The 24,391-nt window shown below is 67.3% G+C and carries 30 protein-coding genes and 1 riboswitch; of the genes, 14 read left to right on the top strand and 16 right to left on the bottom strand.

Features of this window, described 5'->3' with window-relative positions; genetic code table 11:
* Window positions 1-176: 176 nt before the first annotated feature.
* Genes tenA through thiD form a run of 8 tightly spaced genes read right to left on the bottom strand, consistent with a single transcriptional unit; the run spans window position 177 to window position 6,097 of the window.
* Entirely contained in the window at window positions 177-863 is a 687-nt protein-coding gene (tenA, locus tag V8324_RS17550; protein ID WP_336421215.1) for a thiaminase II, read from the bottom strand.
* The gene (locus V8324_RS17545) at window positions 860-1,792 is read right to left on the bottom strand and encodes an ABC transporter substrate-binding protein (protein ID WP_336421214.1); all 933 of its coding nucleotides are present in this window, start codon (window positions 1,790-1,792) and stop codon (window positions 860-862) included. Before V8324_RS17545 ends, tenA begins: the two co-directional genes overlap by 4 nt.
* 4 nt (window positions 1,793-1,796) lie before the next feature.
* On the bottom strand, window positions 1,797-2,774 hold the full coding sequence (locus tag V8324_RS17540; protein WP_336421213.1) for a HesA/MoeB/ThiF family protein: 978 nt from the start codon (window positions 2,772-2,774) through the stop codon (window positions 1,797-1,799).
* Window positions 2,771-3,367 carry a thiamine phosphate synthase gene (locus V8324_RS17535; RefSeq protein WP_336421212.1) on the bottom strand — a complete coding sequence of 199 codons (597 nt, stop codon included), beginning with the start codon at window positions 3,365-3,367 and terminating at the stop codon, window positions 2,771-2,773. The genes V8324_RS17540 and V8324_RS17535 overlap by 4 nt, the downstream gene beginning before the upstream one ends.
* On the bottom strand, window positions 3,367-4,137 hold the full coding sequence (locus V8324_RS17530; RefSeq protein WP_336421211.1) for a thiazole synthase: 771 nt from the start codon (window positions 4,135-4,137) through the stop codon (window positions 3,367-3,369). Before V8324_RS17530 ends, V8324_RS17535 begins: the two co-directional genes overlap by 1 nt.
* Window position 4,138: 1 nt before the next feature.
* Window positions 4,139-4,336: a sulfur carrier protein ThiS gene (thiS, locus tag V8324_RS17525; protein ID WP_336421210.1), complete on the bottom strand. Its 198-nt coding sequence runs from the start codon at window positions 4,334-4,336 to the stop codon at window positions 4,139-4,141.
* On the bottom strand, window positions 4,320-5,306 hold the full coding sequence (locus V8324_RS17520; RefSeq protein WP_336421209.1) for an FAD-dependent oxidoreductase: 987 nt from the start codon (window positions 5,304-5,306) through the stop codon (window positions 4,320-4,322). The genes thiS and V8324_RS17520 overlap by 17 nt, the downstream gene beginning before the upstream one ends.
* Window positions 5,303-6,097 carry a bifunctional hydroxymethylpyrimidine kinase/phosphomethylpyrimidine kinase gene (thiD, locus tag V8324_RS17515; RefSeq protein WP_336421208.1) on the bottom strand — a complete coding sequence of 265 codons (795 nt, stop codon included), beginning with the start codon at window positions 6,095-6,097 and terminating at the stop codon, window positions 5,303-5,305. Before thiD ends, V8324_RS17520 begins: the two co-directional genes overlap by 4 nt.
* 46 nt (window positions 6,098-6,143) lie before the next feature.
* A riboswitch (TPP riboswitch) is annotated at window positions 6,144-6,246 on the bottom strand.
* Between the two features lie 178 nt (window positions 6,247-6,424).
* Here thiD and V8324_RS17510 point away from each other — a divergent pair.
* Both V8324_RS17510 and arsJ read left to right on the top strand, forming a co-directional pair.
* Window positions 6,425-7,423, top strand: coding sequence for an ArsJ-associated glyceraldehyde-3-phosphate dehydrogenase (locus tag V8324_RS17510; protein WP_336421207.1), 999 nt, complete (start codon window positions 6,425-6,427; stop codon window positions 7,421-7,423).
* Window positions 7,420-8,703, top strand: coding sequence for an organoarsenical effux MFS transporter ArsJ (gene arsJ / locus V8324_RS17505; RefSeq protein WP_336421206.1), 1,284 nt, complete (start codon window positions 7,420-7,422; stop codon window positions 8,701-8,703). Before V8324_RS17510 ends, arsJ begins: the two co-directional genes overlap by 4 nt.
* Window positions 8,704-8,772: 69 nt before the next feature.
* Here arsJ and ychF read toward each other — a convergent pair whose 3' ends face one another.
* Complete coding sequence (gene ychF / locus V8324_RS17500; RefSeq protein WP_336421205.1) at window positions 8,773-9,870, bottom strand: redox-regulated ATPase YchF; 1,098 nt, start codon at window positions 9,868-9,870, stop codon at window positions 8,773-8,775.
* Window positions 9,871-9,998: 128 nt separating this feature from the next.
* On the opposite strand from ychF, the gene trpA reads away from it, so the two are divergent.
* The 4 genes from trpA to V8324_RS17480 all read left to right on the top strand — a co-directional run bounded on the left by trpA (window position 9,999) and on the right by V8324_RS17480 (window position 13,612).
* On the top strand, window positions 9,999-10,790 hold the full coding sequence (gene trpA / locus V8324_RS17495) for a tryptophan synthase subunit alpha (protein WP_336421204.1): 792 nt from the start codon (window positions 9,999-10,001) through the stop codon (window positions 10,788-10,790).
* 164 nt (window positions 10,791-10,954) lie between these two features.
* Window positions 10,955-11,443 (top strand): Hsp20/alpha crystallin family protein, encoded by a 489-nt coding sequence (locus V8324_RS17490; protein ID WP_336421203.1) that lies wholly within the window; start codon window positions 10,955-10,957, stop codon window positions 11,441-11,443.
* Window positions 11,444-11,636: 193 nt separating this feature from the next.
* Window positions 11,637-12,800, top strand: a complete 1,164-nt coding sequence (locus V8324_RS17485; protein ID WP_336421202.1) for an alpha-hydroxy acid oxidase — start codon at window positions 11,637-11,639, stop codon at window positions 12,798-12,800.
* A 161-nt stretch (window positions 12,801-12,961) separates the two neighbouring features.
* Window positions 12,962-13,612 (top strand): 50S ribosomal protein L25/general stress protein Ctc, encoded by a 651-nt coding sequence (locus tag V8324_RS17480; protein ID WP_336421201.1) that lies wholly within the window; start codon window positions 12,962-12,964, stop codon window positions 13,610-13,612.
* Window positions 13,613-13,675: 63 nt separating this feature from the next.
* On the opposite strand, the gene V8324_RS17475 is transcribed toward V8324_RS17480, so the two are convergent.
* The 4 genes from V8324_RS17475 to V8324_RS17460 form a co-directional block, all read right to left on the bottom strand.
* A complete protein-coding gene (locus V8324_RS17475; protein WP_336421200.1) occupies window positions 13,676-14,170 on the bottom strand; it encodes a periplasmic heavy metal sensor in 495 nt (164 codons plus the stop codon).
* Window positions 14,170-14,517: a hypothetical protein gene (locus V8324_RS17470; RefSeq protein ID WP_336421199.1), complete on the bottom strand. Its 348-nt coding sequence runs from the start codon at window positions 14,515-14,517 to the stop codon at window positions 14,170-14,172. The genes V8324_RS17475 and V8324_RS17470 overlap by 1 nt, the downstream gene beginning before the upstream one ends.
* Window positions 14,501-15,094 (bottom strand): RNA polymerase sigma factor, encoded by a 594-nt coding sequence (locus tag V8324_RS17465; RefSeq protein ID WP_336421198.1) that lies wholly within the window; start codon window positions 15,092-15,094, stop codon window positions 14,501-14,503. Before V8324_RS17465 ends, V8324_RS17470 begins: the two co-directional genes overlap by 17 nt.
* Before the next feature lie 63 nt (window positions 15,095-15,157).
* On the bottom strand, window positions 15,158-15,637 hold the full coding sequence (locus V8324_RS17460; RefSeq protein ID WP_336421197.1) for an EF-hand domain-containing protein: 480 nt from the start codon (window positions 15,635-15,637) through the stop codon (window positions 15,158-15,160).
* Window positions 15,638-15,869: 232 nt separating this feature from the next.
* On the opposite strand from V8324_RS17460, the gene V8324_RS17455 reads away from it, so the two are divergent.
* Both V8324_RS17455 and V8324_RS17450 read left to right on the top strand, forming a co-directional pair.
* The gene (locus V8324_RS17455) at window positions 15,870-16,256 is read left to right on the top strand and encodes a DUF983 domain-containing protein (protein WP_336421196.1); all 387 of its coding nucleotides are present in this window, start codon (window positions 15,870-15,872) and stop codon (window positions 16,254-16,256) included.
* Between the two features lie 20 nt (window positions 16,257-16,276).
* Complete coding sequence (locus tag V8324_RS17450; RefSeq protein WP_336421195.1) at window positions 16,277-16,969, top strand: NUDIX hydrolase; 693 nt, start codon at window positions 16,277-16,279, stop codon at window positions 16,967-16,969.
* Window positions 16,970-16,987: 18 nt separating this feature from the next.
* On the opposite strand, the gene V8324_RS17445 is transcribed toward V8324_RS17450, so the two are convergent.
* From V8324_RS17445 to pth, 3 genes are all read right to left on the bottom strand, one after another.
* Window positions 16,988-17,359, bottom strand: a complete 372-nt coding sequence (locus tag V8324_RS17445; RefSeq protein ID WP_336421194.1) for a DUF2237 family protein — start codon at window positions 17,357-17,359, stop codon at window positions 16,988-16,990.
* A 23-nt stretch (window positions 17,360-17,382) separates the two neighbouring features.
* The gene (locus tag V8324_RS17440; RefSeq protein ID WP_336421193.1) at window positions 17,383-17,703 is read right to left on the bottom strand and encodes an antibiotic biosynthesis monooxygenase family protein; all 321 of its coding nucleotides are present in this window, start codon (window positions 17,701-17,703) and stop codon (window positions 17,383-17,385) included.
* A 105-nt stretch (window positions 17,704-17,808) separates the two neighbouring features.
* Window positions 17,809-18,516: an aminoacyl-tRNA hydrolase gene (gene pth, locus V8324_RS17435; RefSeq protein WP_336421192.1), complete on the bottom strand. Its 708-nt coding sequence runs from the start codon at window positions 18,514-18,516 to the stop codon at window positions 17,809-17,811.
* A gap of 60 nt (window positions 18,517-18,576) precedes the next feature.
* On the opposite strand from pth, the gene V8324_RS17430 reads away from it, so the two are divergent.
* The 6 genes from V8324_RS17430 to V8324_RS17405 all read left to right on the top strand — a co-directional run bounded on the left by V8324_RS17430 (window position 18,577) and on the right by V8324_RS17405 (window position 24,221).
* Window positions 18,577-19,272: an FkbM family methyltransferase gene (locus tag V8324_RS17430; protein ID WP_336421191.1), complete on the top strand. Its 696-nt coding sequence runs from the start codon at window positions 18,577-18,579 to the stop codon at window positions 19,270-19,272.
* Window positions 19,273-19,332: 60 nt separating this feature from the next.
* The gene (locus V8324_RS17425) at window positions 19,333-20,268 is read left to right on the top strand and encodes an aldo/keto reductase (protein ID WP_336421190.1); all 936 of its coding nucleotides are present in this window, start codon (window positions 19,333-19,335) and stop codon (window positions 20,266-20,268) included.
* A 2-nt stretch (window positions 20,269-20,270) separates the two neighbouring features.
* Complete coding sequence (locus tag V8324_RS17420; protein ID WP_442970565.1) at window positions 20,271-20,927, top strand: DUF938 domain-containing protein; 657 nt, start codon at window positions 20,271-20,273, stop codon at window positions 20,925-20,927.
* Window positions 20,928-20,998: 71 nt separating this feature from the next.
* Window positions 20,999-21,340, top strand: coding sequence for a carboxymuconolactone decarboxylase family protein (locus tag V8324_RS17415; RefSeq protein WP_336421188.1), 342 nt, complete (start codon window positions 20,999-21,001; stop codon window positions 21,338-21,340).
* Window positions 21,341-21,414: 74 nt separating this feature from the next.
* Window positions 21,415-22,152, top strand: coding sequence for a glycoside hydrolase family 25 protein (locus V8324_RS17410; protein WP_336421187.1), 738 nt, complete (start codon window positions 21,415-21,417; stop codon window positions 22,150-22,152).
* 119 nt (window positions 22,153-22,271) lie between these two features.
* Window positions 22,272-24,221, top strand: coding sequence for an AsmA family protein (locus tag V8324_RS17405; RefSeq protein ID WP_336421186.1), 1,950 nt, complete (start codon window positions 22,272-22,274; stop codon window positions 24,219-24,221).
* Window positions 24,222-24,391: the final 170 nt, after the last annotated feature.

The following is a 24,391-nucleotide window of genomic DNA, read 5'->3' as shown; positions in this document are numbered from 1 at the left end:
GCCCAAGGCGTGGCCCGTCGCCCGCAAACCGTCTGGCTGAAACCCGTATGATCGGGAAAATATTCTTCTCGCCAGACTTCTTCAGCAGCCTGCTAGGTCTAAGGCTCGCTGCACCAGCCCGTCGCCGATAACGACAGGCCTGACCTCCGGCGGGGACCTGGTGCGAGGTGGCGAACCTACCGTCGGAACGAAAGGCCCATGTCCCAGAAGCCCACCTCGAGCCGCGTGGCGATGATGAAGCGCCTGCGCAGGCGGTCGAAGCCTGGTGTCCTTTCGGGATTGTATCCGAGGCGACGCGCCACGGCCCGGTCGAAGAGCGCGCCCACGTCCCGGCAGACCTGCTGGTAGTCTTCACCTGCATAGGTTCCGATCCAGTCGGCATAGGGGTGGTCCGGCGTCATATCCCGCGCCAGCCGCGTCCCGATCTCGCCATAGCCCATCACGCAGGGCGCGAGCGCCCCCAGCAGATCGAGCAAATCCCCCGAATGCCCCGCGTCGAGCACGTAGCGCGTGTAGGCGAGATTGGCGGGATGCTCCTCGGCGTTGAAGAGATCCGCCTCGCTCAGGCCCTCGTCGGCGCAGGTCTGCACGTGCAGCCCAAGCTCTTGGTTGACCAGCGCATCAACGGTGGCCGCACAGGCGCGCATCTCGTCGAGGGCATCGGCCTTGGTCACCGCCAGCGCCCAGGCCCGGGCGAAATGGATGAGGAACACGTAATCCTGCACGAGGTAACCCAGGAAAGCCTGGCGCGGCAGCGTACCGTCGCGCAGTCCCTCGACGAAGGCGTGATGCGTGTAATCGGTCCAGACCGTCCCCGCCGCATCGCGCAGGCGGGGAAAGGTCGCGCCATAATCATGCGTCATTGCGCGTTCACATCCAATGCAAGGCCCGAGACGGGCGTGTTCTCCTCGATCATCCCGCCATCCAGCAGGAATTGCTCGAACCGCTGGTAGCGGGCGTGATCGAGGGCCGCGGGCCGGGTGGCGAAGCGCGGATAAGTGTCGGCCCAGGCCATCTCGTTCAACTCGTCCTGCAACTCGCGCGAGGTGCCCGAGAAGATCTCCCAGCTTTCCTGCGGATGGTTCATGATGTACTGAGTGGCGCGTTCGGTGGCGTGCAGGAACCGGCGGATCATGTCCGCATCCATGCGGTCGGGATTGGCGACGTAGATCAGCTCGTCATAGGCGGGCACGCCCTCTTCCTCGATGTAGAAACAGCGGCCCGGCACCCCCTCGATCTGCATCTGGTTGAGCTCGAAATTGCGGTAGGCGCCGATCACCGCGGCGACCTGACCCGACATCAGCGACGGCGACAGCGACCAGTTGACGCTGACCAGTTCGATATCGTCGAGCGTCAGGCCGTGCTGGCCGAGGATCGTCGACAAGAGCACCTCTTCGACGCCCGACACGGAAAATCCGACCTTGCGGTCCTTGAGATCGGCGATGGTCTCGACCGGTCCGTCCTTCAGCACCAGCAGGCAGTTGAGCGGCGTGGCCACCAGCGTGCCGACCCGGCGCAGCGGCAGCCCGTTCTCGATCTGCAGGTGCAGTTGCGGCTGGTATGAGATCGCCAGATCCGCCTGCCCGGCGGCCACCATCTTGGGCGGGTCCGACGGGTCGGCGGGGGCCACGACCTCGACCTCCAGTCCGGCCTCTTCGAAATAGCCCAGCTCCTCGGCCACGATGATCGGCCCGTGATCGGGGTTCACGAACCAGTCGAGGATCAGGGTCATCTTGTCCTGGGCCATGGCAGGGGGGGCCGCGAGGGCGAGGATCAGCGCAAGGTATCTCATCTTTTCAGTCTCCTTGGGGAAGATCGCCGAGGGCGATCAGGGTAATGTCTCCGTCCCAGCGGGCACGCAGCCGCGTCGCCGCCTGCCACGAGCGCAGGCCGGTGCGGCAGGCCAGCACGGCGCGGCGTCCGTCGGGGCGGATGTCGGATCGGTCGAAATCGGTCACCTGAAGGCGGGTGGCGTCGGGCAGGGCGGGGCCGGCCTCGCCCGCCGCGCGCAGGTCGACCAGCCAGTCGTCGGGGCGGGTCTGCGCGGGCGCGATGAAGCCGAAGCCGCCTTGCGGTTCGTGGGCGCGGTCGAAGCGGAACCCGCCGAAGCGGTGACCGATGGCCTCGAACGTGACCAGTTGCCCCAGCGGCGCGGGCGTCATGCCGGTCAGGACCGCCATGGCCATCTGCGCCTGCAGGCTGCCCACGACGCCCACCGAGGGGCCCAGAACGCCGTCGGCGGCGCAGCTGCCCGCCCGCTCGGGCAGATCGGGGAAGACCGCGCGCAAGGATGGCGCGCCGCCGCAGAACCCGCCGCAATAGCCCGACGTGCCCACGACCGAGGCGCTGATCAGCGGGATGCCCGCCGCGAGGCAGGTATCGGAGGCCACGTAGCTGGCCGCGAAACTGTCGGCGCAATCCAGCACCAGATCGGCAGAGGTCACGTGATCCGACGCGTTCGCCGGATCGAGCGGCGCTGATACGGCCATGATCGTAGAATCCGGGTTCAGGTGGGCCATGTGGTGCGCGGCCGTATCGGCCTTGGACTTGCCGATATCGTCCATGCGAAACAGCGTCTGGCGGTGCAGGTTTGTAACGCTCACGCGATCGCCGTCCATCAGCGTGATCCGCCCCACCCCCGCGCCCACGAGGTATTGCAGAACCGGCGCGGCCAGCCCGCCGGCGCCGACGATCAGGACATGCGCGGCCGCCAGCCGATCCTGCGCCGCAGGCCCGAACTCTGGCAGGGCGATCTGGCGGGCGTAGCGGCTCATGCTGTGGCCTCGATCCATTGCCGGACGCGCGCCAGAGGATCTTCGTTCAGCGTGATGTCGGTCACCGCCGCGACGACATCGGCACCGGCGTCGAAGGCGCCCTGCGCGCGCTCCACCGACATGCCGCCTATGGCCACGAGGGGGATGTCGCCGATCAGGCGCTTCCATTCCGTCAGCTTGTCGAGCCCCTGTTCGTGCCATTTCATCTTTTTCAGGATGGTTGGATAAACAGGGCCGAGGGCGACGTAATCGGGATCCTGCGCGAGCGCGCGGTCAAGCTCTGCATGGTCATGCGTGCTGATCCCCAGCCGCAGCCCGGCGCGGCGGATGGCGGGGATGTCGGCGTCATCCAGATCCTCCTGCCCCAGATGCACCCAAGGACAGCCAGTATCCAGCGCCACCTGCCAGTGATCGTTGACCACGAGGATCGCGCCCTGCGCGCGGGAAAGCGCCAGTGCCTCGGCGATCTCGGCGCGCAGCGCGTCGCCTGAGAGCTGCTTTATCCGAAGCTGCGCCAGCCTCACGCCAAGCGGCAGGGTGCGCCGCAGCCAGTCGGCGGAGTCGAAGATCGGGTAGAAGCGGGGCAGCGCCATCACGAGAAGGCCTGCCCCAGCACCGGCGTCGAGGGCGCGGCCATGTCGCGCGGCATCATCGGGTCGGCCTCGAACCCCATGCGCCCCGCGACCAGCGCGCGCGCGAACCCGTCGGCCATCGCCGCCGGATCCCCGGCCTTGGCGACGGCGGTGTTCAGCAGCACCGCGTCATAGCCCAGTTCCATCGCGTGGGCGGCCTGGCTTGGCACACCAAGGCCCGCGTCGACGACCAGCGGCAGGTCGGGGAAATGCGCCCGCAACGACCGCAGCCCGTAGATGTTGTTGAGCCCCAGACCGGTGCCGATGGGCGCGCCCCAGGGCATCAGCACCCGGCAGCCGGCCTCGACCAGCCGTTCGCAGATCACCAGATCCTCGGTGCAATAGGGAAACACCTTGAACCCGTCATCGGTCAGGAGGCGCGCCGCCTCGACCAGCCCGAACGGGTCGGGCTGCAGCGTGTCGGCGTGGCCGATCACCTCGAGCTTGATCCAGTCGGTGTCAAACAACTCGCGGGCCATCTGCGCGGTCGTCACCGCCTCGCGCACCGAATGACAGCCGGCGGTGTTGGGCAGCACATGCACGCCCAGATCGCGGACCAAGTCCCAGAACGCCTGGCCGGCCCGCTCTGACCCGGCCTCGCGTCGTACGGACACCGTGGCGATCCCGGCACCCGAGCGTCTGAACGCCTCGGCGAGGATCGCGGGCGAGGGGTATTGCGCGGTACCCAGCATCAGCCGCGAGGCGACCTCGGTGTCATAATACGTTGGCATCTCAGCCCCCTTGCCGCGGCGTGACGATCTCGATCCGGTCGCCATCGGACAGGCGGTGCGCGGCGCGATTCGCGGCTGGTACGAATTCCTCGTTGACCGCCGTGGCGAGTTTGACGTCGCCATAGCCCATCTCGTCGAGAAGGCCGGCGAGGGTGTCCGCGCCGCTCTCCCGCGTGGTGCCGTTAAGCGTGATCTTCATGGTATAACTCCGGTCTTTCATTGTCGCGCAGCACCAGCCCGGCGACCTGCCGCGCCACCGCGGGCGACAGCAGGAAACCGTGGCGAAAGAGGCCGTTGACATGCAGCGTGTCGCCTTTGCGGGTGATGCGCGGCAGATTGTCGGGAAAGGCGGGGCGGGCGTCGGCGCCGATTTCCACCACCTCGGCCTCGCCGAAGGCGGGATGCAGGGCGTAGGCCGCCGACAGAAGCTCCATCACCGAGCGGGCCGAGGCGCGCCCGCGCTCGCCGCTTTCGAGCTGCGTGGCGCCCAGCATGAAGATGCCATCGCCGCGCGGCACGATGTAGAGCGGGAAACGCGGATGCAGCAGGCGCACGGGCCGCGAAAGCTGCACCTCGGGACTGCGCAGCACGACCATCTCGCCCTTGACGCCACGCAGATCGGGCAGGGCGCCCTGTGCGGCGAGGCCGCGGCAATCGATCGTCGGGCCGTCCGGCGCGGCATCGGTCTGCTCGAAGCGCGCGCCGTCCTCTTCCAGCGTCAGGCGCAGATGCTCTAGCGCCGCGCGCGGGTCGATATGCGCCTCGTTCTCAAACCAAAGCGCCCGGTCGTGCCGCTCGGCGACATGGGGCTCGAGCGCGGCCAGAACGTCGCCGGTGACCAGCCGGTGCCCGGCGGTGCGGTGCGCGAAATGGTCAAGCTCTCGCCAGTCGCGCCCGAGCGTAACCACGAGCGAGCCTTGGCGCGTGACCGCGACGCCTTGGGCTGCCCACCAGTCGGCGGCCTCGCGCCCCAGCCGCACCACGGGTTCTTCCGCCGTGGCGCCTTCGCAATCGGGGGCGAGCATGCCGCCGGCCCACCACGAACAGGCGTGCGGTCCGGGGGCCGCGGCCGGATCGCGCAGCGTCACGGGCACGCCGCGTGCCATCAGTTCGGTGGCCACGCAAAGCCCCGCGACGCCCGCACCGCGAATGGTGACGGGTGCGGTCATGTCCAGACCTCGTGGAAATGGTGCAACGGTCCGTGTCCGCGTCCGATATCGAGGCCGTCTGCGGCCCGGATCGCGGCGTGCAGCCAGCCATGCGCGCGCTCGACCGCTTGCGCAAGGGTGCGGCCCTTCGCAAGTTCCGCCGCGATGGCCGAGGAATAGGAACAGCCCGTGCCGTGGGTATTGCGCGTGGCGATGCGGGGCGCGTCGAGGCGGATCACGTCGTCCGCGACAAGCCAGTCGGTGCAGGTCTCGCCATGCCCGTGGCCGCCTTTCATCAGCACCGCGCGGGCGCCCATGTCGCGCAGCCGCGCGCCCTGATCCCGCATCTCGGCGTCGCTGCGCGCTTCAGGCAGCCCGAGAAGCGCCGCCGCCTCGGGCAGGTTCGGCGTCAGCAGGGCGGCGCGCGGCAGAAGATGCCTGACCAGCGCCGCGCGCGACGCATCCGGCAACAGCCGCGCCCCGGACTTGGCGACCATCACGGGATCGAGCACCACGGGACCCTTGTAGTCATGCAGGGCGTGCGCCACCGTCGCGATCAGGCTGGCCTCACCCAGCATCCCGATCTTGATCGCGTCGATGTGGATGTCATCCAGCACGGCCGCGATCTGCGCGGCAACGGATGTATCGGGGATCGGATGCACGTCGGTCACGGCGCGCGTGTTCTGCGCGGTGACGGCGGTGATAACGCTGGTCCCGAAGACGCCGAGCGCCGAAAATGTCTTGAGATCGGCCTGAATGCCCGCGCCGCCGCCACTGTCGGAGCCTGCGATCGTCAGCGCTGTTGTCGCCATCCTGCGTTCCTTCCGTCTTGACGGGAACGAAGGTGCTGCGCCGGGTGGCGGGCAAGGCTCCGTTCCCTACGCCGGCGTTACCCGGATCAGGTTCGATGGGTTGGCCTCTCACCTCTCAGCCCGGTCAACGGGCACCCCAACGGATACCTCCAACGTAGCAAGGCACCGCGGGCACGACAAGGGGCGACGCCATCGGCCCGACCCGCGGCCGGTCCATGCGCGTCCGGTCGCGCGGCGCGTGTCAGAAAACTGTCACTTGCCTTGCGAACAGACGTCATGAATGACGGGTCCGGGACTGGCGCGTCCCGCAGGACAAAGGACGGAGGCATGACGACCTATGCTGTCAACGGGCTGGGCCGGATCGGCAAGCTGATCCTCAAGCCGCTGCTGGCGCGTGGCGCGCGGATCGCTTGGATCAACGACGCGACCGGAGATCCAGAGATGCACGCGCATCTGCTGGAATTCGACACGGTGCATGGAAGGTGGGACGCGGATTTCGCCCATGACGCGGGCAGCGTCACCATCGACGGCGTGCGCCTGCCCTTCATCGGTGCGCGCGACATCGCGGAGCTGCCGCTGGACGGTGTCGATGTGGTGATCGACTGCACCGGCGTGCACAAGAGCGAAGGCAAGCTCGCGCCCTACTTCGAGGCCGGGGTTTCGCGGGTCGTTGTCTCGGCGCCGGTCAAGGACGGGCCGACCGTGAACATCTGCCACGGCGTCAATCACGCCGCCTTTGACCCCGCGCGGCACCGGATCGTGACGGCGGCAAGCTGTACGACCAACTGCCTTGCGCCGGTAGTCAAGGTCCTGCACGAGGCGATCGGTATCCGGCACGGATCCATCACCACGATCCATGACGTGACCAACACCCAGACGATGGTGGACCGGCCCGCCAAGGATCTGCGGCGCGCGCGCTCGGCGCTCAATTCGCTGATCCCGACGAGCACCGGCAGCGCTACCGCGATCACGCTGATCTATCCCGAACTGACGGGCCGGATCGACGGCCACGCGGTGCGGGTGCCGCTGCTGAACGCCTCGCTGACCGATTGCGTGTTCGAGATGGACCGCGAGACCAGCGTCGAGGAGGTGAACGCACTGTTCAAGGCCGCCGCGGAAGGCCCGCTGGCAGGCATCCTGGGATACGAGACGCGGCCGCTGGTGAGTGCAGATTACACCAACGACACAAGGTCGGCCATCGTCGACGCGCCCTCGACGATGGTCACGGGCGGCACGCAGGTGAAGGTCTATGCGTGGTACGACAACGAGATGGGCTATGCGCACCGGCTGGTCGATGTGGCGCTGATGGTCGGGGCGCGTCCGTGACACCACGCACTGAGCGTCCAGATGGTCTTTCGGCCTATATCGCCGTGACGGCGGCCTATTGGGCCTTCATGCTGACCGACGGCGCGCTGCGGATGCTGGTGCTGCTGCATTTCCACACGCTTGGGTTCACACCGGTGCAGCTGGCCTACCTCTTCGTGCTCTACGAGATCGCGGGTATGGTGACCAACCTGTCGGCGGGCTGGATCGCGGCGCGGTTCGGGCTGACGGCGACGCTTTACGCGGGCCTCGGGTTGCAGGTGGCGGCGCTGGTGGCGCTGGCGCAGCTCGACCCCGGCTGGGCCGTGGCGGCCTCGGTGGTCTACGTGATGGTGGTGCAGGGCGCGTCGGGCGTGGCCAAGGATCTGGCCAAGATGTCGTCGAAATCCGCCGTGAAGCTGCTGGCGCCTGAGGCCGAGGGCGGGCTGTTTCGCTGGGTCGCCGCCCTGACCGGGTCGAAGAACGCGGTCAAGGGCGTCGGGTTCCTGCTGGGGGCTGGCCTGCTGGCGACCTTCGGCTTTGCCGGGTCGGTCTGGGCGATGGCGGGCGTGCTGGCGGTGATCCTAGGGGGCGTCGCATGGGCGATGCCGCCCGGGCTGCCGACGGGGCGCAAGGGTGCGAAATTCTCCGAAGTGGTCTCGAAATCCGCCAACGTGAACTGGCTGAGCGTGGCGCGCGTCTTCCTGTTCGGGGCGCGCGACGTGTGGTTCGTGGTGGGCATACCGGTCTATTTCTACGCGGTGCTGTCGGACGGCACCGAGGCGGGCGACCGCGCGGCGTTCTTCCTGGTCGGGTGTTTCATGGCCGGCTGGATAATCCTTTACGGCGCGGTGCAGGCGGGCGCGCCGCGGCTGTTGCGGGCGCGCAGCCGCCCCGAGGGCGAACTGATCCGCGCGGCGCGGGGGTGGGCGATCGCGCTGTTGGCGGTGCCCGTGCTGCTGACGCTGGCCGCAGCGCTGGCGGACGGGCCGCAGACCTGGCTGACGGGCGCGCTGGTCGCGGGGCTGCTGGCCTTCGGCGCGGTCTTTGCGGTCAATTCGGCGCTGCATTCCTATCTGATCCTCGCCTTCTCGAAGGCCGAGCGGGTGACGATGGATGTCGGGTTCTACTACATGGCCAATGCCGCCGGGCGGCTTCTGGGCACGGTGCTGTCGGGGGTGACCTATCAGATGGGCGGGCTGGCGCTGATGCTGGGCACGGCGAGTGCGATGGTCGCCGCGTCTGCCTTTGCGGCGGGTCGGCTCGACAGCGCGGCAGACCCCGGCGTTGCGCCCGGATCCTGACCGGGGCCTCCGGCGGGAGTATTTCTGGCAAGATGAATGCGGGACGCGTTGTGCGGCGAGCCTGGAGCGTCAGGTGTTGAAGAGGAAGTGCAGCACGTCGCCATCCTTGACGATGTACCCCTTGCCCTCTGAGCGCATCTTGCCGGCATCCTTCGCCTTCTGCTCGCCGCCCAAGCTGACGAAATCGTCATAGGCGATGGTCTCGGCCCGGATGAAGCCGCGCTCGAAATCGCCGTGGATGACGCCGGCGGCCTTGGGCGCGGTGGTGCCGGTGGGCACGGTCCAGGCGCGCGCCTCCTTGGGGCCGACGGTGAAATAGGTCTCGAGATGCAAGAGGTCGTAGCCGGCACGGATCAGCCGGTCGAGGCCGGCCTCCTCGAGCCCCATCTCCGAAAGGAACATCGCCGCCTCCTCGGCGTCGAGCTGGCTGATTTCTTCCTCGATCCGGGCCGAGATTACCACCGAGGCCGCACCCTGGGCCTCGGCCATCCGCGCCACGGCCTCTGAATGGGCATTGCCGGTGGCGGCGTGGGCCTCGTCGACATTGCAGACGAAGAGGACCGGCTTGGAGGTCAGCAGTTGCAGCATCTTCCACGCCTTGAGGTCGTCCTCGTCGACCTTGACGGTGCGCGCGGGGCGGCCCTCTTCGAGAGCGGCCTGCGCGCGCGCCAGCAGGCGGTCGGCTTGCACGGCCTCCTTGTCCCCGCCCTTGAGCTTACGCGCGAGACCGGCGCGGCGTTTCTCGATGCTGTCGAGATCGGCGAGCATCAGTTCGGTCTCGACCGCCTCGGCATCGGCGACCGGATCGACGTGGCCCTCGACATGCGCGACGTCGCCGTCCTCGAAGCAGCGCAGGACATGGGCGATGGCGTCGACCTCGCGGATATTGGCGAGGAACTGGTTGCCGAGACCTTCGCCTTTCGAGGCGCCCTTCACCAGCCCGGCGATATCGACGAAGGTCATGCGGGTCGGCACGATCTGTTTGGATTGCGCGATCGCCGCCAGTTTGTCGAGGCGGGCATCGGGCACCGCGACCTCGCCCACGTTGGGCTCGATCGTGCAGAACGGAAAGTTCGCGGCCTGCGCCGCGGCGGTGCGGGTGAGCGCGTTGAAAAGCGTCGATTTGCCGACATTGGGCAAGCCGACGATACCCATCCTGAAGCCCATCTGCCACTCTCCCGACCGGTGAATTGCGGGCATCTACCGGGCGGGGCGGGGCAAGGTCAAGCCGGGCATTGATTTCGCCCGCGCTTTGCGCCAAACCCGCCGGAACCCAGCCGGAGGACACAGACCCCATGACCCGTATCGACACCAGGTTTGCCGAACTGAAAGCTGCCGGAAAGAAGGCCTTCGTGTCCTACATCATGGCGGGTGACCCGGATGTCGAGCGGTCCTTCGAGGTGATGCAGGGTCTGCCCGCGGCGGGGGTCGACGTGATCGAGCTGGGCGTGCCCTTCACCGATCCGATGGCGGACGGGCCGACGATCCAGCAGGCCGGCCAGCGCGCGCTTGCCGGCGGCATGACGCTGGAGAAGACCTTGCAGATGGCGCAGCGCTTCCGCGAGATCGACGACACCACCCCGATCGTGCTGATGGGCTATTACAACCCGATCTACAGTTGGGGGGTCGAAAGGTTCCTCGTCGATGCCGTAGCCGCGGGGATCGACGGGCTGATCGTGGTCGATCTGCCGCCCGAGGAGGATGACGAGCTGTGTCTGCCGGCGGCGCGCACGGGGATGAACTTCATCCGCCTGGCGACGCCCACGACCGATGACAAGCGCCTGCCCAAGGTGCTCGAGAATACCAGCGGCTTTGTCTATTACGTCTCGATCACCGGCATCACCGGTGCGGCTTCGGCCGAGGCGGGCGAGGTTGAACCGGACGTCGCGCGCATCAAGGCGAAGACCGATCTTCCGGTGGTCGTGGGCTTCGGCATCCGCACCCCAGAGACGGCGCAGTTGATCGCCGGCGTGGCCGATGGCTGTGTTGTCGGCTCGGCCATCGTGGCCGAGATCGCCAAGGGCGGGCCGGTCTCGGACGTGATCGAGTTCGTGCGTGGGCTGGCTGGCGGTGCGCATCGCGCCTGATCCGATCAAGATGCTGCTTTTGAACGATAAAAAATGATCGGAACCTCTTGAAGGTTCGGTGCCCTGCTCCCAGATGTACCATGAAAGGGAGCGGCAGGCCCCGGACATGGCGGCAATGCCGTCCTCTCGATCAAGACCGAGACGGAACAGAAAGGAGGGAAGCGATGAACATGAGATCACTGATACCATGGAACACCCGCAGCCCGGCGAACTGGGCAGGCGACCGCGATCCTTTTGCACTTTTGCACAACGAGATGAACCGCTTGTTCGATAGCGCCTCTCGCGAATTCGGACGTGACCTGTGGGCCCTCGACGGATTCGGCGGTTGGCCGCGGGTCGACGTGACCGATGCAGAGGACCACGTTCGCGTCGATGCCGAAGTACCGGGCCTGAACGAGAAAGACGTGGAACTTACGTTGAAGGACGGCGTCCTGACGTTGAGCGGTGAGCGCAAGGTCGAGAACGACGACAGCGACCGCCGCGTATCCGAGCGTTTCGTGGGGCGGTTCGCGCGGCAGATCCCGCTGGGATACGAGATCGACGAGGACAATGTGTCGGCAACCTTCGGCAATGGCGAGTTGACCGTGACACTGCCCAAGACGGCGCAGTCGAAATCGGACGCCAAACAGATCGAGATCAAGTCGGCCTCGTGAGGCGATCGGATCAGTGACCTCTTCAAGGCGCGCCCATCGTAGGGCGCGTCTTTTATTTGTGATTGTTGCGAGGCATCTCGTCCGCAGCAGGTGCGGCGCTTCCCGGGTTTTTCCGACTTTTTCTGCGACACATCGTTCGATTGTGCCATAAGGCGCGAATGTGTACGGAACGTTCATCGGATCTGGAGGGCGCATGGCTGTCATCACGAATATTCAGGATCTCAAGGAGATATTTGCGCGGCGTGTGCCCAGGATGTTCCATGATTACGCGGAATCGGGCAGCTGGACCGAACAGACCTTTCGCGAGAACACCTCGGATTTTGACAAGATCCACCTGAAACAGCGCGTCGCCATCGACATGACCGGCCGCAACGTCGCGAGCCGGATGATCGGGCAGGATGTGGCGATGCCGGTGGGGCTTGCGCCGGTCGGGCTGACGGGCATGCAGCACGCCGATGGCGAGATCAAGGCGGCGCGTGCGGCTGAAAGGTTCGGCGTGCCCTTCACCCTGTCGACGATGTCGATCTGCTCGATCGAGGATGTGGCCGAGCACACGACCAAGCCGTTCTGGATGCAGGTCTACACCCTGAAGGACGACGATTTCATGCAGCGCCTGTTCGACCGGGCGAAAGAGGCGAAGTGCTCGGCGGCGATGATCACCGTCGATCTGCAATTGTTGGGGCAGCGGCACAAGGACCTCAAGAACGGGCTGAGCGCGCCGCCCAAGCTGACCCCGTCGAGCGTGGCGAACATGATGACCAAGGTTCGCTGGGGCTTGGGGATGCTGGGCACCAAGCGGCGCTCTTTCGGCAATATCGTGGGCCATGCCAAGGGCGTGACGGATCCCTCGTCGCTGAGCACATGGACCGCCGAGGCGTTCGACCAGGCGCTCGACTGGGACCGCATCCGCGAGTTCCGCAAGATGTGGGACGGCCCGCTGATCATCAAGGGGATCATGGATCCGCGCGACGCGGTCGAGGCGCTCAATGTCGGGGCGGATGCGATCATCGTGTCCAACCATGGCGGGCGGCAACTGGACGGGGCGCTCTCGGCGATCCGGGCGCTGCCGGCGATCATGGATGTCGTGGGCGACAAGATCGAGGTGCATTTCGACAGTGGCATCCGGTCCGGTCAGGACGTGCTCAAGGCGCTGAGCCTCGGGGCGAAGGGCACCTATATCGGACGCGCGTGGACCTACGGGCTGGGCGCCATGGGCGAGGCCGGCGTGACCCGCGCGCTCGAGGTGATCCACAAGGAACTCGACACCTCGATGGGACTGTGCGGGCGGCGCGACGTGCATGATCTCGACCGCGATGTGCTGCTTGTGCCCAAGGGGTTCTTCGACGGTTGGGAGTAGCGCCCGGACCGCCGGCCGCCGTATTCGGGTGTTTTTGCCGGGCAGAAACGGAAAGGACCGGATTCGGGCCTTTTCAAGCGCGGCGGTGTGGTCTATCAGCCGGGCTTCATGCGGGGTGACAGCCTTGGAGGCACCCCGCGCCAATAGATGGAGAATTCAAGATGGCTGGAGAAATTCCTGATCTTCACGCCCAGGAACGCACGGGGACAGGCAAGGGCGCCGCTCGTGCGGTGCGCCGCGCGCATCTGGTTCCGGGGATCGTGTTCGGGGGCGATACGGATCCGTTGCCGATCCAACTGCCCTACAATGCCCTGATCAAGCGTCTCAAGGCGGGTCGGTTCAAGTCGACGCTGTTCAACCTAAAGGTCGATGGCCACGAGGATGTGCGCGTGATCTGCCGGGACGTACAGCGCGATATCGTGCGTGACCTGCCGACGCATGTCGATTTCATGCGCCTGCGCCGGACGTCCAAGATCAACCTGTTCATCCAGATCGACTTTCAGGGAGAAGAGGAATGCGCGGCGCTGCGCAAGGGTGGCGTTCTGGCCATCGTGCGCCCCGAGATCGAACTCGTGGTGACCGCGGGCGACATTCCCGAGAGCATCGTCGTCGACCTGACCAAGATGGAGAACATCGGCGACACGATGACCATTTCCATGGTCGATCTGCCCGCCGGCGCGAAGCCGACCATCGATCGGGATTTCGTGATCTGCAACATTTCCGCGCCCTCCGCGCTGAAGTCGCAGGAAGACGAGGACGAAGATGAGGCCGAGGTCGAAGAGGCCGCCGAGGAGGCCTCGGAAGAGGCCTGAGATCCGGTCATCCGGTAGATTACCCGAGACGCGGCCCCGGAATGGGGTCGCGTCTTTGTCTTTTCAGTCGCCCAGACGGCGCGCGCGCGCGGCACGGTAGGCGCTGATACGCTCTTCGAGGCGGTCGGCATAGGCGTTGCGACCTTCGTCGCTCATTTCGGCGAGGTGCCGCACGAGCACCTCCTGGCCCATCTCGAAGCGGACCGCGAAACGCGCCCGGTGCTGGCGCATCCGGTCGGCGACCTGCGCGGGGTCGAAGGGTACGGCGCGCAGATCCCGCACGAGGGCGTCGTAGCTGTCACCCAGCCTCGCGCGCCCGCCATCGGCGGCGCGCCACGCCTCACGCATCTGCCGGGCGATCTCCTGCCGGTCCTCGGGGCTGAGGGCGCGGGTCAGCGGGCCCCCGGCCATTTCGAGCCGCGGCGGATGCGGCTCGCCCGCGTGGCGCAGCGCCCAGCCGGCGGCCAGACCCACGACCAACAGGTTGAGCGCGAGCGAAGCCACGAGCAGGATGCGCATCAGGCGGCCGTCGCGCGCCGTGCTCTGCCGGTCGGTCATCAGTCCTCTCCCGCGGCCAGATCGAAGGCCATTTCGGGCGTGATATCGACAAGATAGCTCGCGTCATCCACGCCCGTCACGCGCGCCGGAAGGCCGGTGCCGATCCACAGCCCGGCCAGCGCCGCGGTCGCCAGCCCCGCCATCGCCGGCCAACCGCCTACCAGATCCCGCAGGCGCGGCATCGCGGTGCGTCGTGGCATCGGGCTTTCGGCGGCCGCCTGCATCGATGCGGCATCGGCCATGACGCGGGCCAGCAGCGCGTCGGTCGGTGCCGGCGGGGAGTGCCGCGCCGCCTCGAAGAACACATCGAGCGCGCGGTCGTCGTGATCGTCACCAGTCATCGGCATATCCCAACTCCTCTTTTCTTTGCCTGAGCGCCGTCGCCAGCGCGCGTTTGCCCCGCGATGTCAGGCTTTCCACCGCCTCGACCGAGATATCCATGATCTCGGCGATGTAGATATTCGACAGCCCCTCGATATGGCGCAGTACCACGGCCTCTCTTTGCCGGGCGGGCAGGGCGTTCAGCGCCGCCTGCAACGCGTCGGCGCGGGCACGTTCGTGCATCGTCTGGACCACGCTGGCGCGGCCGTCCGCGGGCTCGGGGATCGTGTCGAGCGTGACGGTTCCCCCGCGTGCCCGGCGCTGCCGGTCGATGCAGAGATTGGCCACCACGCGGTAAAGCCAGGTGGTCACCTTCGCCTCGCCCTCGCGCCAGGCATGCGCCTGTTTCCACAGCCGCAGCATCGCCTCTTGCGCGACGTCCTCCGCCTCGGCGCGGTTGCCCAGAAGGCGCCACGCATGGGCCATTACGCGCGGTGTCAGCCGATGGGTCAGCACGCGGGCCGCGGCCTGCTCGCCATCGGCAAAGCGCGCGAGCAGGGCCTCGTCGGGCAAATCCTCGATGGCGTCGAATGGCATCCGCATCGCCCCTGACAGTACCCGTCCCGCGCGCCCTTGGCCAGCGATGCGGGCCCCGGATCCATGGCATCACTCGCCGGATTTGCGCCCGCGCATTCCGTGGTGGCGGTCGCCCCGCTGGCTGTGCCAGTCGTCGAATTCCGCGCGCGACACCGCCCCGTCACCATCGAGATCCATGCGCGCCATCATGCCGCCCTGCCGCCGGGCTTGCAGTTCCTGCATGCCGAGATGTCCGTCGCCATCGGCATCGTGCCGGTCGATCATGTGATCGGCCCGCCGGCCGATCCTTTCGGCCTGCCGCGCCGTCATGCGGGCGATCAGTTCCTCACGCGAGAGCGCGCCATCGCCATCGGCGTCGGCCCGATCGAAGCGCGATTGCATATGCGCCATCATTTCGGCGCGCGTGATTTCGCCGTCGCCATCGGTGTCGAGCGCATCGAAGACCGGGCGCATCTGCGTGCCCCCGTTGTGGCGGTCGGCCAGCACTGTGCCCGGCCCGCCGAGGGCAAGGACCGTGGCAAGCCCGGTGATCAGTTTTGCATTTTTCATCGTGAACTCTCCGCTGGTGTCTGATACGTCGGAACCGCGAAATGACTGTCGCGTCCTGACCGGCTCGCAAGGGATGATACGCGGCCCGCGCCGTTTTCCGTCGCAGATGCGCGAGTGCCCGGCAGGATGCACCGCGCGGTTTGCGACATCGCGCCGCAAGGACAGGCTGTCATCTTTCAAAGCCATGTGCTTGCCCGCACGGTACGGGGAAACGATCGAAAGGGTGCTTTCCATGCACGATACCAGCGTCCAGACCGACCGCCCCGTCTGGCCCGCCCTGCGACGCGGGTTCCGTCGCAAATGCCCGAATTGCGGGCAGGGGCCGATTCTCAAGAGTTACCTGAAGGTGCGTGAGACCTGTCCGGTCTGCCGCGAGGATCTCAGCCATCATCGCGCCGATGACGGGCCCGCCTACCTGACGATCCTGCTGGTTGGGCACCTGATGGCGCCGCTGCTGCACGTGACGTTCACCCATTTCCGACCCGAGCCGCTGGTGTTGTTCACCATATTCGGCGTTGGCACGGTCACCTTGTCGCTGTATCTTCTGCCGAGATTGAAGGGGGCCATCGTGGCCTTTCAATGGGCGCGGCACATGCACGGCTTCGGCGACGATCGCTGAGCCGCGCGCCGGGAGGGTGGATGACCGAAATCGACAAGACCGCCGTGCGCGATGCGGCCACCGTGATTTTGCTGCGCGACACCGATCGCCCGCATGTGCTGATGGGCCAGCGCGGCAAGACGGCGGCCTTCATGCCCGACAAGTTCGTCTTTCCCGGCGGCGCGGTGGATGCCGGCGACGCGGCTGTGCCGCTATCGCGCCCGCTGCCGCCGATTTGCGCCGAGCGGCTGTCCGAGGATTGCGACGGCGACCTCGCACACCCGCTGGCCGCGGCGGCGGTGCGCGAGCTGTGGGAGGAAACCGGTCTGGCGCTCGGCGTGCCGGGGGACTGGCCGGGCGCGGTGCCGCCGGATTGGCAACGCTTTGCCGCGCGCGGCCTCGTGCCGGTGGCGGATCCGCTGCAATTCGTCTTTCGCGCGATCACCCCGCCGGGCCGCCCGCGCCGGTTCGATGCGCGGTTCTTTCTGGTGCAGGCCGAGGCGCTGTGCGGGGATCCGGACGATTTCTCGGATGCCAGCGACGAGCTGAGCCACCTGCAATGGATCCCGCTTGCGGATGTGCGCAAGTTCGATCTGCCCTTCATCACCGAGGTGGTGCTGGCCGAGGTCACGGCCCGAGCACATGACCGCACGCCGCCCGCATCCGTGCCGTTCTTTCGCAACGATGACGAGGAAAGCCTGTTCCTGCGGCTTCAGGGGGCGGCTTCGGACTGAAGCACCTCCGCGCGTGCCTTATTCCGACGCGTGTTTCTGCAACACCTCGATCGGCACGATGGACAGCGCGCGTATATGCGTTGCCTGAAGCCGCACCAGCGGCGCGCAGCCCTCGTCATGCGCCTGCAGGAACCGCCCGGCACACAGGCACCATTGATCGCCGGGCTTCAGCCCGTCAAAGCCGAATTCCGGGCGCGGCGTGCTCAGGTCGTTGCCGACATATTTCGAATAGGCGAGGAATTCCGCCGTCATCAGCGCGCAGACGGTATGGCTGCCCTGATCCTCGGCACAGGTGTTGCAATGCCCGTCCCGAAAGAACCCGGTCAGCGGATCGTCGGAACAGTGCTCTAGCGCACCGCCGAGGACGTTCACCGATTGCTCCATCTCCATGGTGTTTTCCTTTCGGTCAGGTATCAGCGTTCTTCGAGCACGGTCTCGAAGCCTTCGAAGTCCGGCGGCCCCAGCAGGGCGTCGCGCGTCGAGCGGTTGCCCGCATCCTTGTGCGCCGCGCGAAATGCTTCGGATTTCGTCCAAGCGTCGAATGCGGCGCGGCTGTCCCAGATCACGTGGCTGGAGTACAGCCTGTGCCCCTCGCCCTCAGGGCCTTTCAGCAGGCGAAACTCGCGAAAGCCGGGGACGCTGGAAAGATGGCTCTCGCGTTCGGCCCACATCCGCTCGAACGCGGCCTCGTGGCCGGGTTTCACCCGAAATCTGTTCATGGCGATGAAGGTCATGTCGCCTCCCTCTGTCTGGTCTCGCGGGCCGGGGCAGGCCGGGCAATGGCTGGCGTGCCGAAGTTGACCTGAACCATAGCGGCCCGCCATGCAAGCGCAAGCGGGTCAACGGAATTTGTCGACGAGCCGCTGCAACGGGCTGCGCGCGGCATCGTCTGTCGGCGCCGGGTCGTCCGGGACGGTTCCGGGGCCCGGCGCCGTGTCGGGGACCGGTTTCGGCGCGGGTTTCGGGTTCGCCGGCCGCGCGGGGGCCATGCGCTGCGCGACGGCGTTCTGGAAGCGGTCGGGCTTGCCCTCGGCCAGCCACGGGGCGCCGTCGGCGATGCCGCGCAACAGGTCGTCGAGCCACGCCTCGTCGGCCTTGGCGAAATCCTGCAACACGTAATGCGTTACGCGGTCCTTGTGCCCGGGATGCCCGATGCCGAGCCGCACGCGCATGTAATCCGCACCCAGATGCGACTGGATCGAGCGCAGACCGTTATGGCCCGCATGGCCGCCGCCGGTCTTGACGCGCAGCTTGCCGGGGGCGAGGTCGAGCTCGTCGTGAAAGACCGTCACCTCGGCCGCGCCAAGCTTGTAGAACCGCGCCGCAGCACCCACCGATTGCCCGCTGAGGTTCATGAAGGTCTCGGGCTTCAGAAGCACGACCTTCTCGCCCGCCAGCACACCCTCGGCCATCTGGCCCTGGAACTTGGCGCGCCACGGGCCGAAGCCGTGATCGGCGGCGATCGCATCGACCGCCATGAAGCCGATATTGTGCCGGTTGCGGGCGTATTTCGCCCCCGGATTGCCCAGACCCACGAACAGCCGCATTGCCCAAACCCCCGTCCTGATGGAGGGTGGTCTAGGGGTTTGCCCCCGTGGAATCAAGCAATGCGCGGGCGGGACATGGCAGAGTACGAGATCGACGGGCTGCGGATGGTGGTGCCCGATGCGCTGCTCAACCCACGTATCGCCGGCAAGCTGGACGCTGGCCGCTACGAGGCGCACGAGGCCCACGCGGCGGCGATGCGCTTGCGGGCCGGTCAGCGGGTGCTCGAACTGGGGGGTGGGATCGGCTATGTCGCCGCGATCTGCGCGCGCGTCACGGGGGCGCGCAACGTCACATGCCTCGAGGCCAATCCCGCGCTGCTACCGGTGATCCGCGCCAACCTGGCGCGCAACGGCTTCGCCGAGGTGACGCTTGTCCACGGTGCGGTAACGGGCCGCGACAGCCCCGCGGCGCCGGTCGCCTTCGACGGCGCCAAAAGCTTCTGGGCGGGGCGCATCGCAGAGGGTGCGGGGACCGCCGGGGCAGGGGTCGAGGTGCCCGCCCTCGGTCTGGACGCGCTGCTCGACAGGGTGCGCCCGCAGGTGGTGATCATGGATATCGAGGGTGCAGAGCAGCATCTTTTCGGCGCGCCCTGGCCCGCGCATGTGCGCAGCGTGATGATGGAACTGCATCCCGGACGCTATGCCGATACGGTCGTGCAATGCATCGTCGATTGCATGTCAGAATCCGGGCTGACCTATGATCCCGGCCCGTCTTGCGGCCGCATCCTGTGCTTCCGACGGGTGCGCGGGCGGTAGCGGCGGGAAACCGGGGCTCTGCTGTTTCCTTCGCCGCGTCGCCATGGCAATGTACCGTCCATGAACACACGGATCACCTCTCCCGATGGGACACCCGCCAGCCGTTTCGCGTTTGGCACGATGCAATTCGGCGGGGCGGCCGACGAGGCCGCGTCGCGCGCCATGTATGATGCCTGTCTCGAGGCCGGTATCACCCATTTCGACACCGCGCATCTTTACACCGAGGGCGCTGCGGAAACCCTGCTGGGCCGCTTTGCGGCCCCGCATCGCGACCGGCTGGTGATCGCCACCAAGGCGGGTTATGCGGGCGGGGCAGGGCGCGACAACATCCTGTCGCAGTTCGACACATCGCGCCGGCGGCTCTGCATGGATCATGTCGAGATCCTGTATCTGCACCGCTTTGATCCCGAGACGCCGCTGCAGGAGACCATTGAGACCTTCGCCGAGCTTAAGTCGCGCGGCCAGATCGGCCATGTCGGCCTGTCGAACTTCGCCGCGTGGCAGGTGATGAAGGCCGGCTGCATCGGCGCGCGGTTCGATCTGTCGATCTCGATCCTGCAGCCGATGTACAGCCTATTGAAACGGCAGGCCGAGGTCGAGATCCTGCCGATGGCCGCCGCCGAAGGCATGGTCGTGGCGGGCTATTCGCCGTTGGCCGGCGGCCTTCTGACGGGCAAGTACGCGCGGGGCGAGACCGGGCGGCTGACCGGCAACGAGCGCTACGCGATCCGCTACGGGCAGGACTGGATGACCAAGGCCGCAGGCGCGCTGGTGGAAATCGCGCAGGATCTCGGTACAGATCCCGCGACACTGGCCGTCGCCTGGGCCGCGCGCCACCCGGCCGGGCCCGTGCCGCTGATCTCGGGGCGCTCTGCCTCGCAGATCGCGCCGTCGCTCGCCGCGCTCGATTTCCATATGGACGACGCGCTTTACGCAAGGCTTGCCGCGCTGACACCGGCGCCGCCCCCGGCCACCGATCGCACCGAAGAGGCCTGAGCGTGACGCGTCGCGACCTGCCCCCAACGGCCTCCGTCGCACATCAAGGCGAGGATGCGCGGATGCACGCCCCGGCCGCCGCGCGCAATGCCGACGCCATCACCGAGGCGCTGTGCGCGATAGCCCCCGAGACCGGCCGCGCGCTGGAGATCGCCAGCGGCACCGGACAACATGCCATGGCCTTCGCCCGCGCGATGCCCGGCTTGGACTGGCAGCCGACAGAGATCGACGCCGACCGCATGGCAAGCATTGACGCGCATGCAACTGCTGCCGGCCTTTCCAACCTGCGTAGCGCGATCCCGCTGGATGCGACCGAGGCGGGGTGGGGCGCGGCACATGGCGGGCAGGCGCTGATCGTGCTGGTCAACCTGCTGCACCTGATCAGCACGCCCGAGGCGCGGGTGGTGGTGGCCGAGGCCGCGCGCGCCCTCGCCCGCGGCGGGGTGTTCGCGATCTACGGGCCCTTTCTGCGCGAGGGCCGCGCGACCTCCGACGGCGACGCGCGGTTTCACGCCAGCCTCGTCGCGCAGGACCCCGCGCTTGGCTACAAGGACGTGGCCGAGGTCGAGGGCTGGCTGGAGGCCGAGGGTCTGGGGCTGATCGGCACCCGTGCGATGCCGGCCAACAATCTCTTTCTTGCGGCCCGGCGCCCCGGCTGATCTGGATCAACGCCGCGCCCGCCGCGTGATGCTTTCTGCCCGAGACATCCCTCTACCGAAAGGCCCCCGGCATGAGCTGGTCAGACACCATCGACACCACCCGCCAGAACCTGCGCAGCCTCAACGCGCTGATCCCCGAGACCGCGCGCGCCTTCGGCGGGCTCGGCAAGGCGGTCAAGGAGGGCGGCACACTCGACTTCAAGAGCAAGGAATTCGTGGCCCTCGGCATCGCGGTCGCCACCAAGTGCGAGCCTTGCATCGCCCTGCATGTCGAGACGCTAATCCGCAACGGTGCGACGCGCGACGAGATCGGCGACGTGCTGGCAATGTCGATCCAGATGGGCGGCGGGCCGGCGATGATGTATGCCGCCAAGGCGCTTGCCTGTTACGACGAACTGGCGAAAAAGACCTGACCGCGCAGATATGTGCTGACCGCCTTTGGCAGGCAGGCTAGACCGGTGCAAAGGTTCCGTATGAGAGGTCGATCATGCTGCGCGCGTTGACTTTTGTGTTTCTTCTTGCCGCCCTGCCGGCCAGTGCGGCCGAGCGGTTCGGCGATTACGACCCGGTCGATTTCGGCTTCCGCGGTCCGGCCGCCTATCCGGTGCACGGCATCGACGTCGCGCGCTTCCAGAACGAGATCGACTGGCGGCGGGTGAAGCTGTCGGGCGTGGCGTTTGCCTTCATCAAGGCGACCGAGGGCGGTGATCTGAAGGATCCGCAATTCGACCGCAACTGGCAGCTTGCGGCGCGCGAAGGGGTGCCGCGCGGGGCCTATCATTTCTATTATTTCTGCACGGATCCCGAGATTCAGGCGCGCTGGTTCATCCGCAACGTGCCGCGCCGCGGCCGCGCCCTGCCGCCGGTTCTGGATCTGGAATGGAACCCGTTCTCGCCGACCTGCACGACCCGCCCGCCGGGGGCCGAGGTGCGCCGTCAGGTGCGGATCTTCCTCGACATCGTCGAGCGTCACTATGGCCGGCGCCCGATCATCTACACCACGCCCGACTTCTACAAGCAGACCGGGATCGGCGCGGTCAGGGCCGAGTTCTGGCTGCGATCGGTGGCCCGGACGCCGGATCTCGTCTATCCCGGCCAGCCATGGGCGTTCTGGCAGTATACCGGCACCGGGATCGTGCCGGGCGTCGAAGCGGGCGTGGATATCAACGTGTTTCGCGGCTCTTCCGCCGAGTGGGACCGCTGGCTGCGACGCAATCACCGCTAGCCTCGGGCGGCGCGCGAACGCCGGTCGCGCGTTCGGAAAATCGGCCGGGAAAGCGGTTGCCCCGCCCGCGGCGCCACGCCTAGACTGACTGCGCAAGACACGGGCAAGGGGGCCGCAGCATGCGCTGGATCTTTCGTCTGATCGGAGCGGTCGTCGTGATGGCGGCCATAGCGCTTGGCGCACTGGCCTTACTGCCAAGCGGGCGCATCGCGCAGATCGCCGCCGACCAGTTGACCCGCGCGACGGGGCGGGCGGTCACGCTGTCGGGCGACACCACGCTCAGCCTTTACCCGATCCTCGGGGTGTCGACCGGCGCGGTCGAGGTCGCGAATGCCGACTGGTCCGAGGCCGGGCCGATGCTGCGCGCCGAAAGCCTCAAGATCGGGGTGGCCCCGCTGCCGCTGTTGCGCGGCGAGATCCGCATCACCGGGCTGGAGATCGCAGAACCACGGATCCGGCTGGAGCGCGCCGCGGACGGACGGGTGAACTGGAACCTCGGAGTCGATGGTGTGGCGCCATCCGGGCAGTCGGACGGGGCAGGACCTGCCACGTCGAGACGGCTGGCGCTGACCCTCGACCGGGCGCTGATCCGGGGGGCGTCGCTCAGCTATATCGACCACGGACAAGGCAGTGTGCACGAGATCCGCGACATGGATTTTGACCTGCGCTGGCCCGATTACGAGGGTCGCGCGACCTTCAAGGCGGTGCTGCGACAGGTGGAGGTGCCGGTCACCGTCACAGGGCATGTCGACAGGCTGGGTGCGTTTCTCGACGGGACGGTCACGCCGGTCGCGGCCAGCATCGACGGGCCCCGCGGCCGCGCCGCGTTCGACGGCCGCGCGGGCGTGGCGCCGCAGGCGCAGGGTCAACTCGATCTCGACATGACCGACACGGGCGCCTTCATGGCGGCGCTTGGCCTTGGCGAGGTGGCCATGCCCGAGGGACTTGGGCGGCGCGCCGAGGGCCGTGCCGGGGTCACGCTGACCGAGGCGATGCAGATCTCGGTGCGCGAGATGGCACTGGATCTGGGGCGAAACGCGATCTCGGGCGCCGCCGATATCGACCTTTCCGGCGCGGTGCCGCGGGTTGACGCACAGCTTAAGGCCGGGGCGCTGGACCTGTCGTCGCTGGCCGGCGGCAGCGGAGGCGGGGGCGGGGGCGGTGGCGATGGGAATGATGGCTGGTCGCGCGCACCGATCGATGCCAGCGCACTCGGGCTGGCCAATGGCGAGGTGGTGCTGTCGGCCGACAGCATCGATCTGGGCGATCTGAGCCTGGGGGCGTCGCGCTTGGCGATCACCGTCGAGCGGTCGCGCGCGGTGGTCGGCTTGCGCGAGATGCGTGCCTATGGCGGGCAGGTTTCGGGCCAGGTCGTCGCCAACAACCGCTCGGGCCTGTCGGTCGGGGGCGACCTGACGGCCGAGGGTATCGACCTCGAACGCTTCCTGGCCGATGTCATGAACATCACCCGGTTCTCCGCCCCAGGCAGCGGCGCCGTGCAGTTTCTGGGCGTCGGGCAGTCGGTGCATGCGATCATGAATTCGCTGTCGGGCGAGGGCCGGATCGGCACCGGGCGCGGGGTGATCTCTGGGCTCGATCTCGACCGGTTGATGCGGTCGGGGGACGTGACCGGCGGCACCACGGTCTTTGACGAGATGACTGCCAGTTTCACGATGGAGGACGGCAATCTCTACAACCGCGACCTGGTGATGCGCCTGCCGCTGGCCCGGGCGACGGGCAGCGGGCGCATCGGGCTAGGCGCGCGCGATATCGATTACCTCTTCACGCCCGCCCTTCTGGACGGGGAGACGACGCGGGGTGTCGCCATACCGGTGCGCATTCGCGGGGTCTGGGCCGACCCGCGCATAACCCCGGATCTCGAAAAGGCGATTGAGATCAACCTGGGTGAAGAGCGCGAAAAGCTCGAGAGCGAGGCCGAGCAAAGGCTTGATCGCGAGATACGCGAGCGGCTCGACCTCGAGGCGCGCGAGGGTCAGAGCCTCGAGGATGCGCTCAGGGACAAGCTCGAGGATGGCGCCAACCGGGCGTTGCGCAAGCTGTTCGACTGAGCGCGGGACAATTCGAGTATTTTCGGAAGGATGAAAGGGGCGGTTTCATCGCTGTCCCCGTTTCGCCATCATTCCGCCGCCACGCCTATCTTTTCGACCTTTACTGCGGCGAATTTGAATTCGGGGATTTTTCCGTATGGGTCGAGGGCGGCGTTGGTGAGGATGTTGGC

Source organism: Roseovarius sp. D22-M7 (assembly GCF_037083785.1).
Classification (GTDB): Bacteria; Pseudomonadota; Alphaproteobacteria; order Rhodobacterales; family Rhodobacteraceae; genus Roseovarius.
This window is presented reverse-complemented; position numbering and strand designations above follow the sequence as displayed.

Bases quoted from the DNA above. Each gene is read 5' to 3' on its own strand.
- tenA (WP_336421215.1), bottom strand. From the start codon at position 863: ATGACGCATGATTATGGCGCGACCTTTCCCCGCCTGCGCGATGCGGCG.
- V8324_RS17545 (WP_336421214.1), bottom strand. From the start codon at position 1,792: ATGAGATACCTTGCGCTGATCCTCGCCCTCGCGGCCCCCCCTGCCATG.
- V8324_RS17540 (WP_336421213.1), bottom strand. From the start codon at position 2,774: ATGAGCCGCTACGCCCGCCAGATCGCCCTGCCAGAGTTCGGGCCTGCG.
- V8324_RS17535 (WP_336421212.1), bottom strand. From the start codon at position 3,367: ATGGCGCTGCCCCGCTTCTACCCGATCTTCGACTCCGCCGACTGGCTG.
- V8324_RS17530 (WP_336421211.1), bottom strand. From the start codon at position 4,137: ATGCCAACGTATTATGACACCGAGGTCGCCTCGCGGCTGATGCTGGGT.
- thiS (WP_336421210.1), bottom strand. From the start codon at position 4,336: ATGAAGATCACGCTTAACGGCACCACGCGGGAGAGCGGCGCGGACACC.
- V8324_RS17520 (WP_336421209.1), bottom strand. From the start codon at position 5,306: ATGACCGCACCCGTCACCATTCGCGGTGCGGGCGTCGCGGGGCTTTGC.
- thiD (WP_336421208.1), bottom strand. From the start codon at position 6,097: ATGGCGACAACAGCGCTGACGATCGCAGGCTCCGACAGTGGCGGCGGC.
- V8324_RS17510 (WP_336421207.1), top strand. From the start codon at position 6,425: ATGACGACCTATGCTGTCAACGGGCTGGGCCGGATCGGCAAGCTGATC.
- ychF (WP_336421205.1), bottom strand. From the start codon at position 9,870: ATGGGCTTCAGGATGGGTATCGTCGGCTTGCCCAATGTCGGCAAATCG.
- trpA (WP_336421204.1), top strand. From the start codon at position 9,999: ATGACCCGTATCGACACCAGGTTTGCCGAACTGAAAGCTGCCGGAAAG.
- V8324_RS17490 (WP_336421203.1), top strand. From the start codon at position 10,955: ATGAACATGAGATCACTGATACCATGGAACACCCGCAGCCCGGCGAAC.
- V8324_RS17485 (WP_336421202.1), top strand. From the start codon at position 11,637: ATGGCTGTCATCACGAATATTCAGGATCTCAAGGAGATATTTGCGCGG.
- V8324_RS17480 (WP_336421201.1), top strand. From the start codon at position 12,962: ATGGCTGGAGAAATTCCTGATCTTCACGCCCAGGAACGCACGGGGACA.
- V8324_RS17475 (WP_336421200.1), bottom strand. From the start codon at position 14,170: ATGACCGACCGGCAGAGCACGGCGCGCGACGGCCGCCTGATGCGCATC.
- V8324_RS17470 (WP_336421199.1), bottom strand. From the start codon at position 14,517: ATGCCGATGACTGGTGACGATCACGACGACCGCGCGCTCGATGTGTTC.
- V8324_RS17465 (WP_336421198.1), bottom strand. From the start codon at position 15,094: ATGCGGATGCCATTCGACGCCATCGAGGATTTGCCCGACGAGGCCCTG.
- V8324_RS17460 (WP_336421197.1), bottom strand. From the start codon at position 15,637: ATGAAAAATGCAAAACTGATCACCGGGCTTGCCACGGTCCTTGCCCTC.
- V8324_RS17455 (WP_336421196.1), top strand. From the start codon at position 15,870: ATGCACGATACCAGCGTCCAGACCGACCGCCCCGTCTGGCCCGCCCTG.
- V8324_RS17450 (WP_336421195.1), top strand. From the start codon at position 16,277: ATGACCGAAATCGACAAGACCGCCGTGCGCGATGCGGCCACCGTGATT.
- V8324_RS17445 (WP_336421194.1), bottom strand. From the start codon at position 17,359: ATGGAGATGGAGCAATCGGTGAACGTCCTCGGCGGTGCGCTAGAGCAC.
- V8324_RS17440 (WP_336421193.1), bottom strand. From the start codon at position 17,703: ATGACCTTCATCGCCATGAACAGATTTCGGGTGAAACCCGGCCACGAG.
- pth (WP_336421192.1), bottom strand. From the start codon at position 18,516: ATGCGGCTGTTCGTGGGTCTGGGCAATCCGGGGGCGAAATACGCCCGC.
- V8324_RS17430 (WP_336421191.1), top strand. From the start codon at position 18,577: ATGCGCGGGCGGGACATGGCAGAGTACGAGATCGACGGGCTGCGGATG.
- V8324_RS17425 (WP_336421190.1), top strand. From the start codon at position 19,333: ATGAACACACGGATCACCTCTCCCGATGGGACACCCGCCAGCCGTTTC.
- V8324_RS17415 (WP_336421188.1), top strand. From the start codon at position 20,999: ATGAGCTGGTCAGACACCATCGACACCACCCGCCAGAACCTGCGCAGC.
- V8324_RS17410 (WP_336421187.1), top strand. From the start codon at position 21,415: ATGCTGCGCGCGTTGACTTTTGTGTTTCTTCTTGCCGCCCTGCCGGCC.
- V8324_RS17405 (WP_336421186.1), top strand. From the start codon at position 22,272: ATGCGCTGGATCTTTCGTCTGATCGGAGCGGTCGTCGTGATGGCGGCC.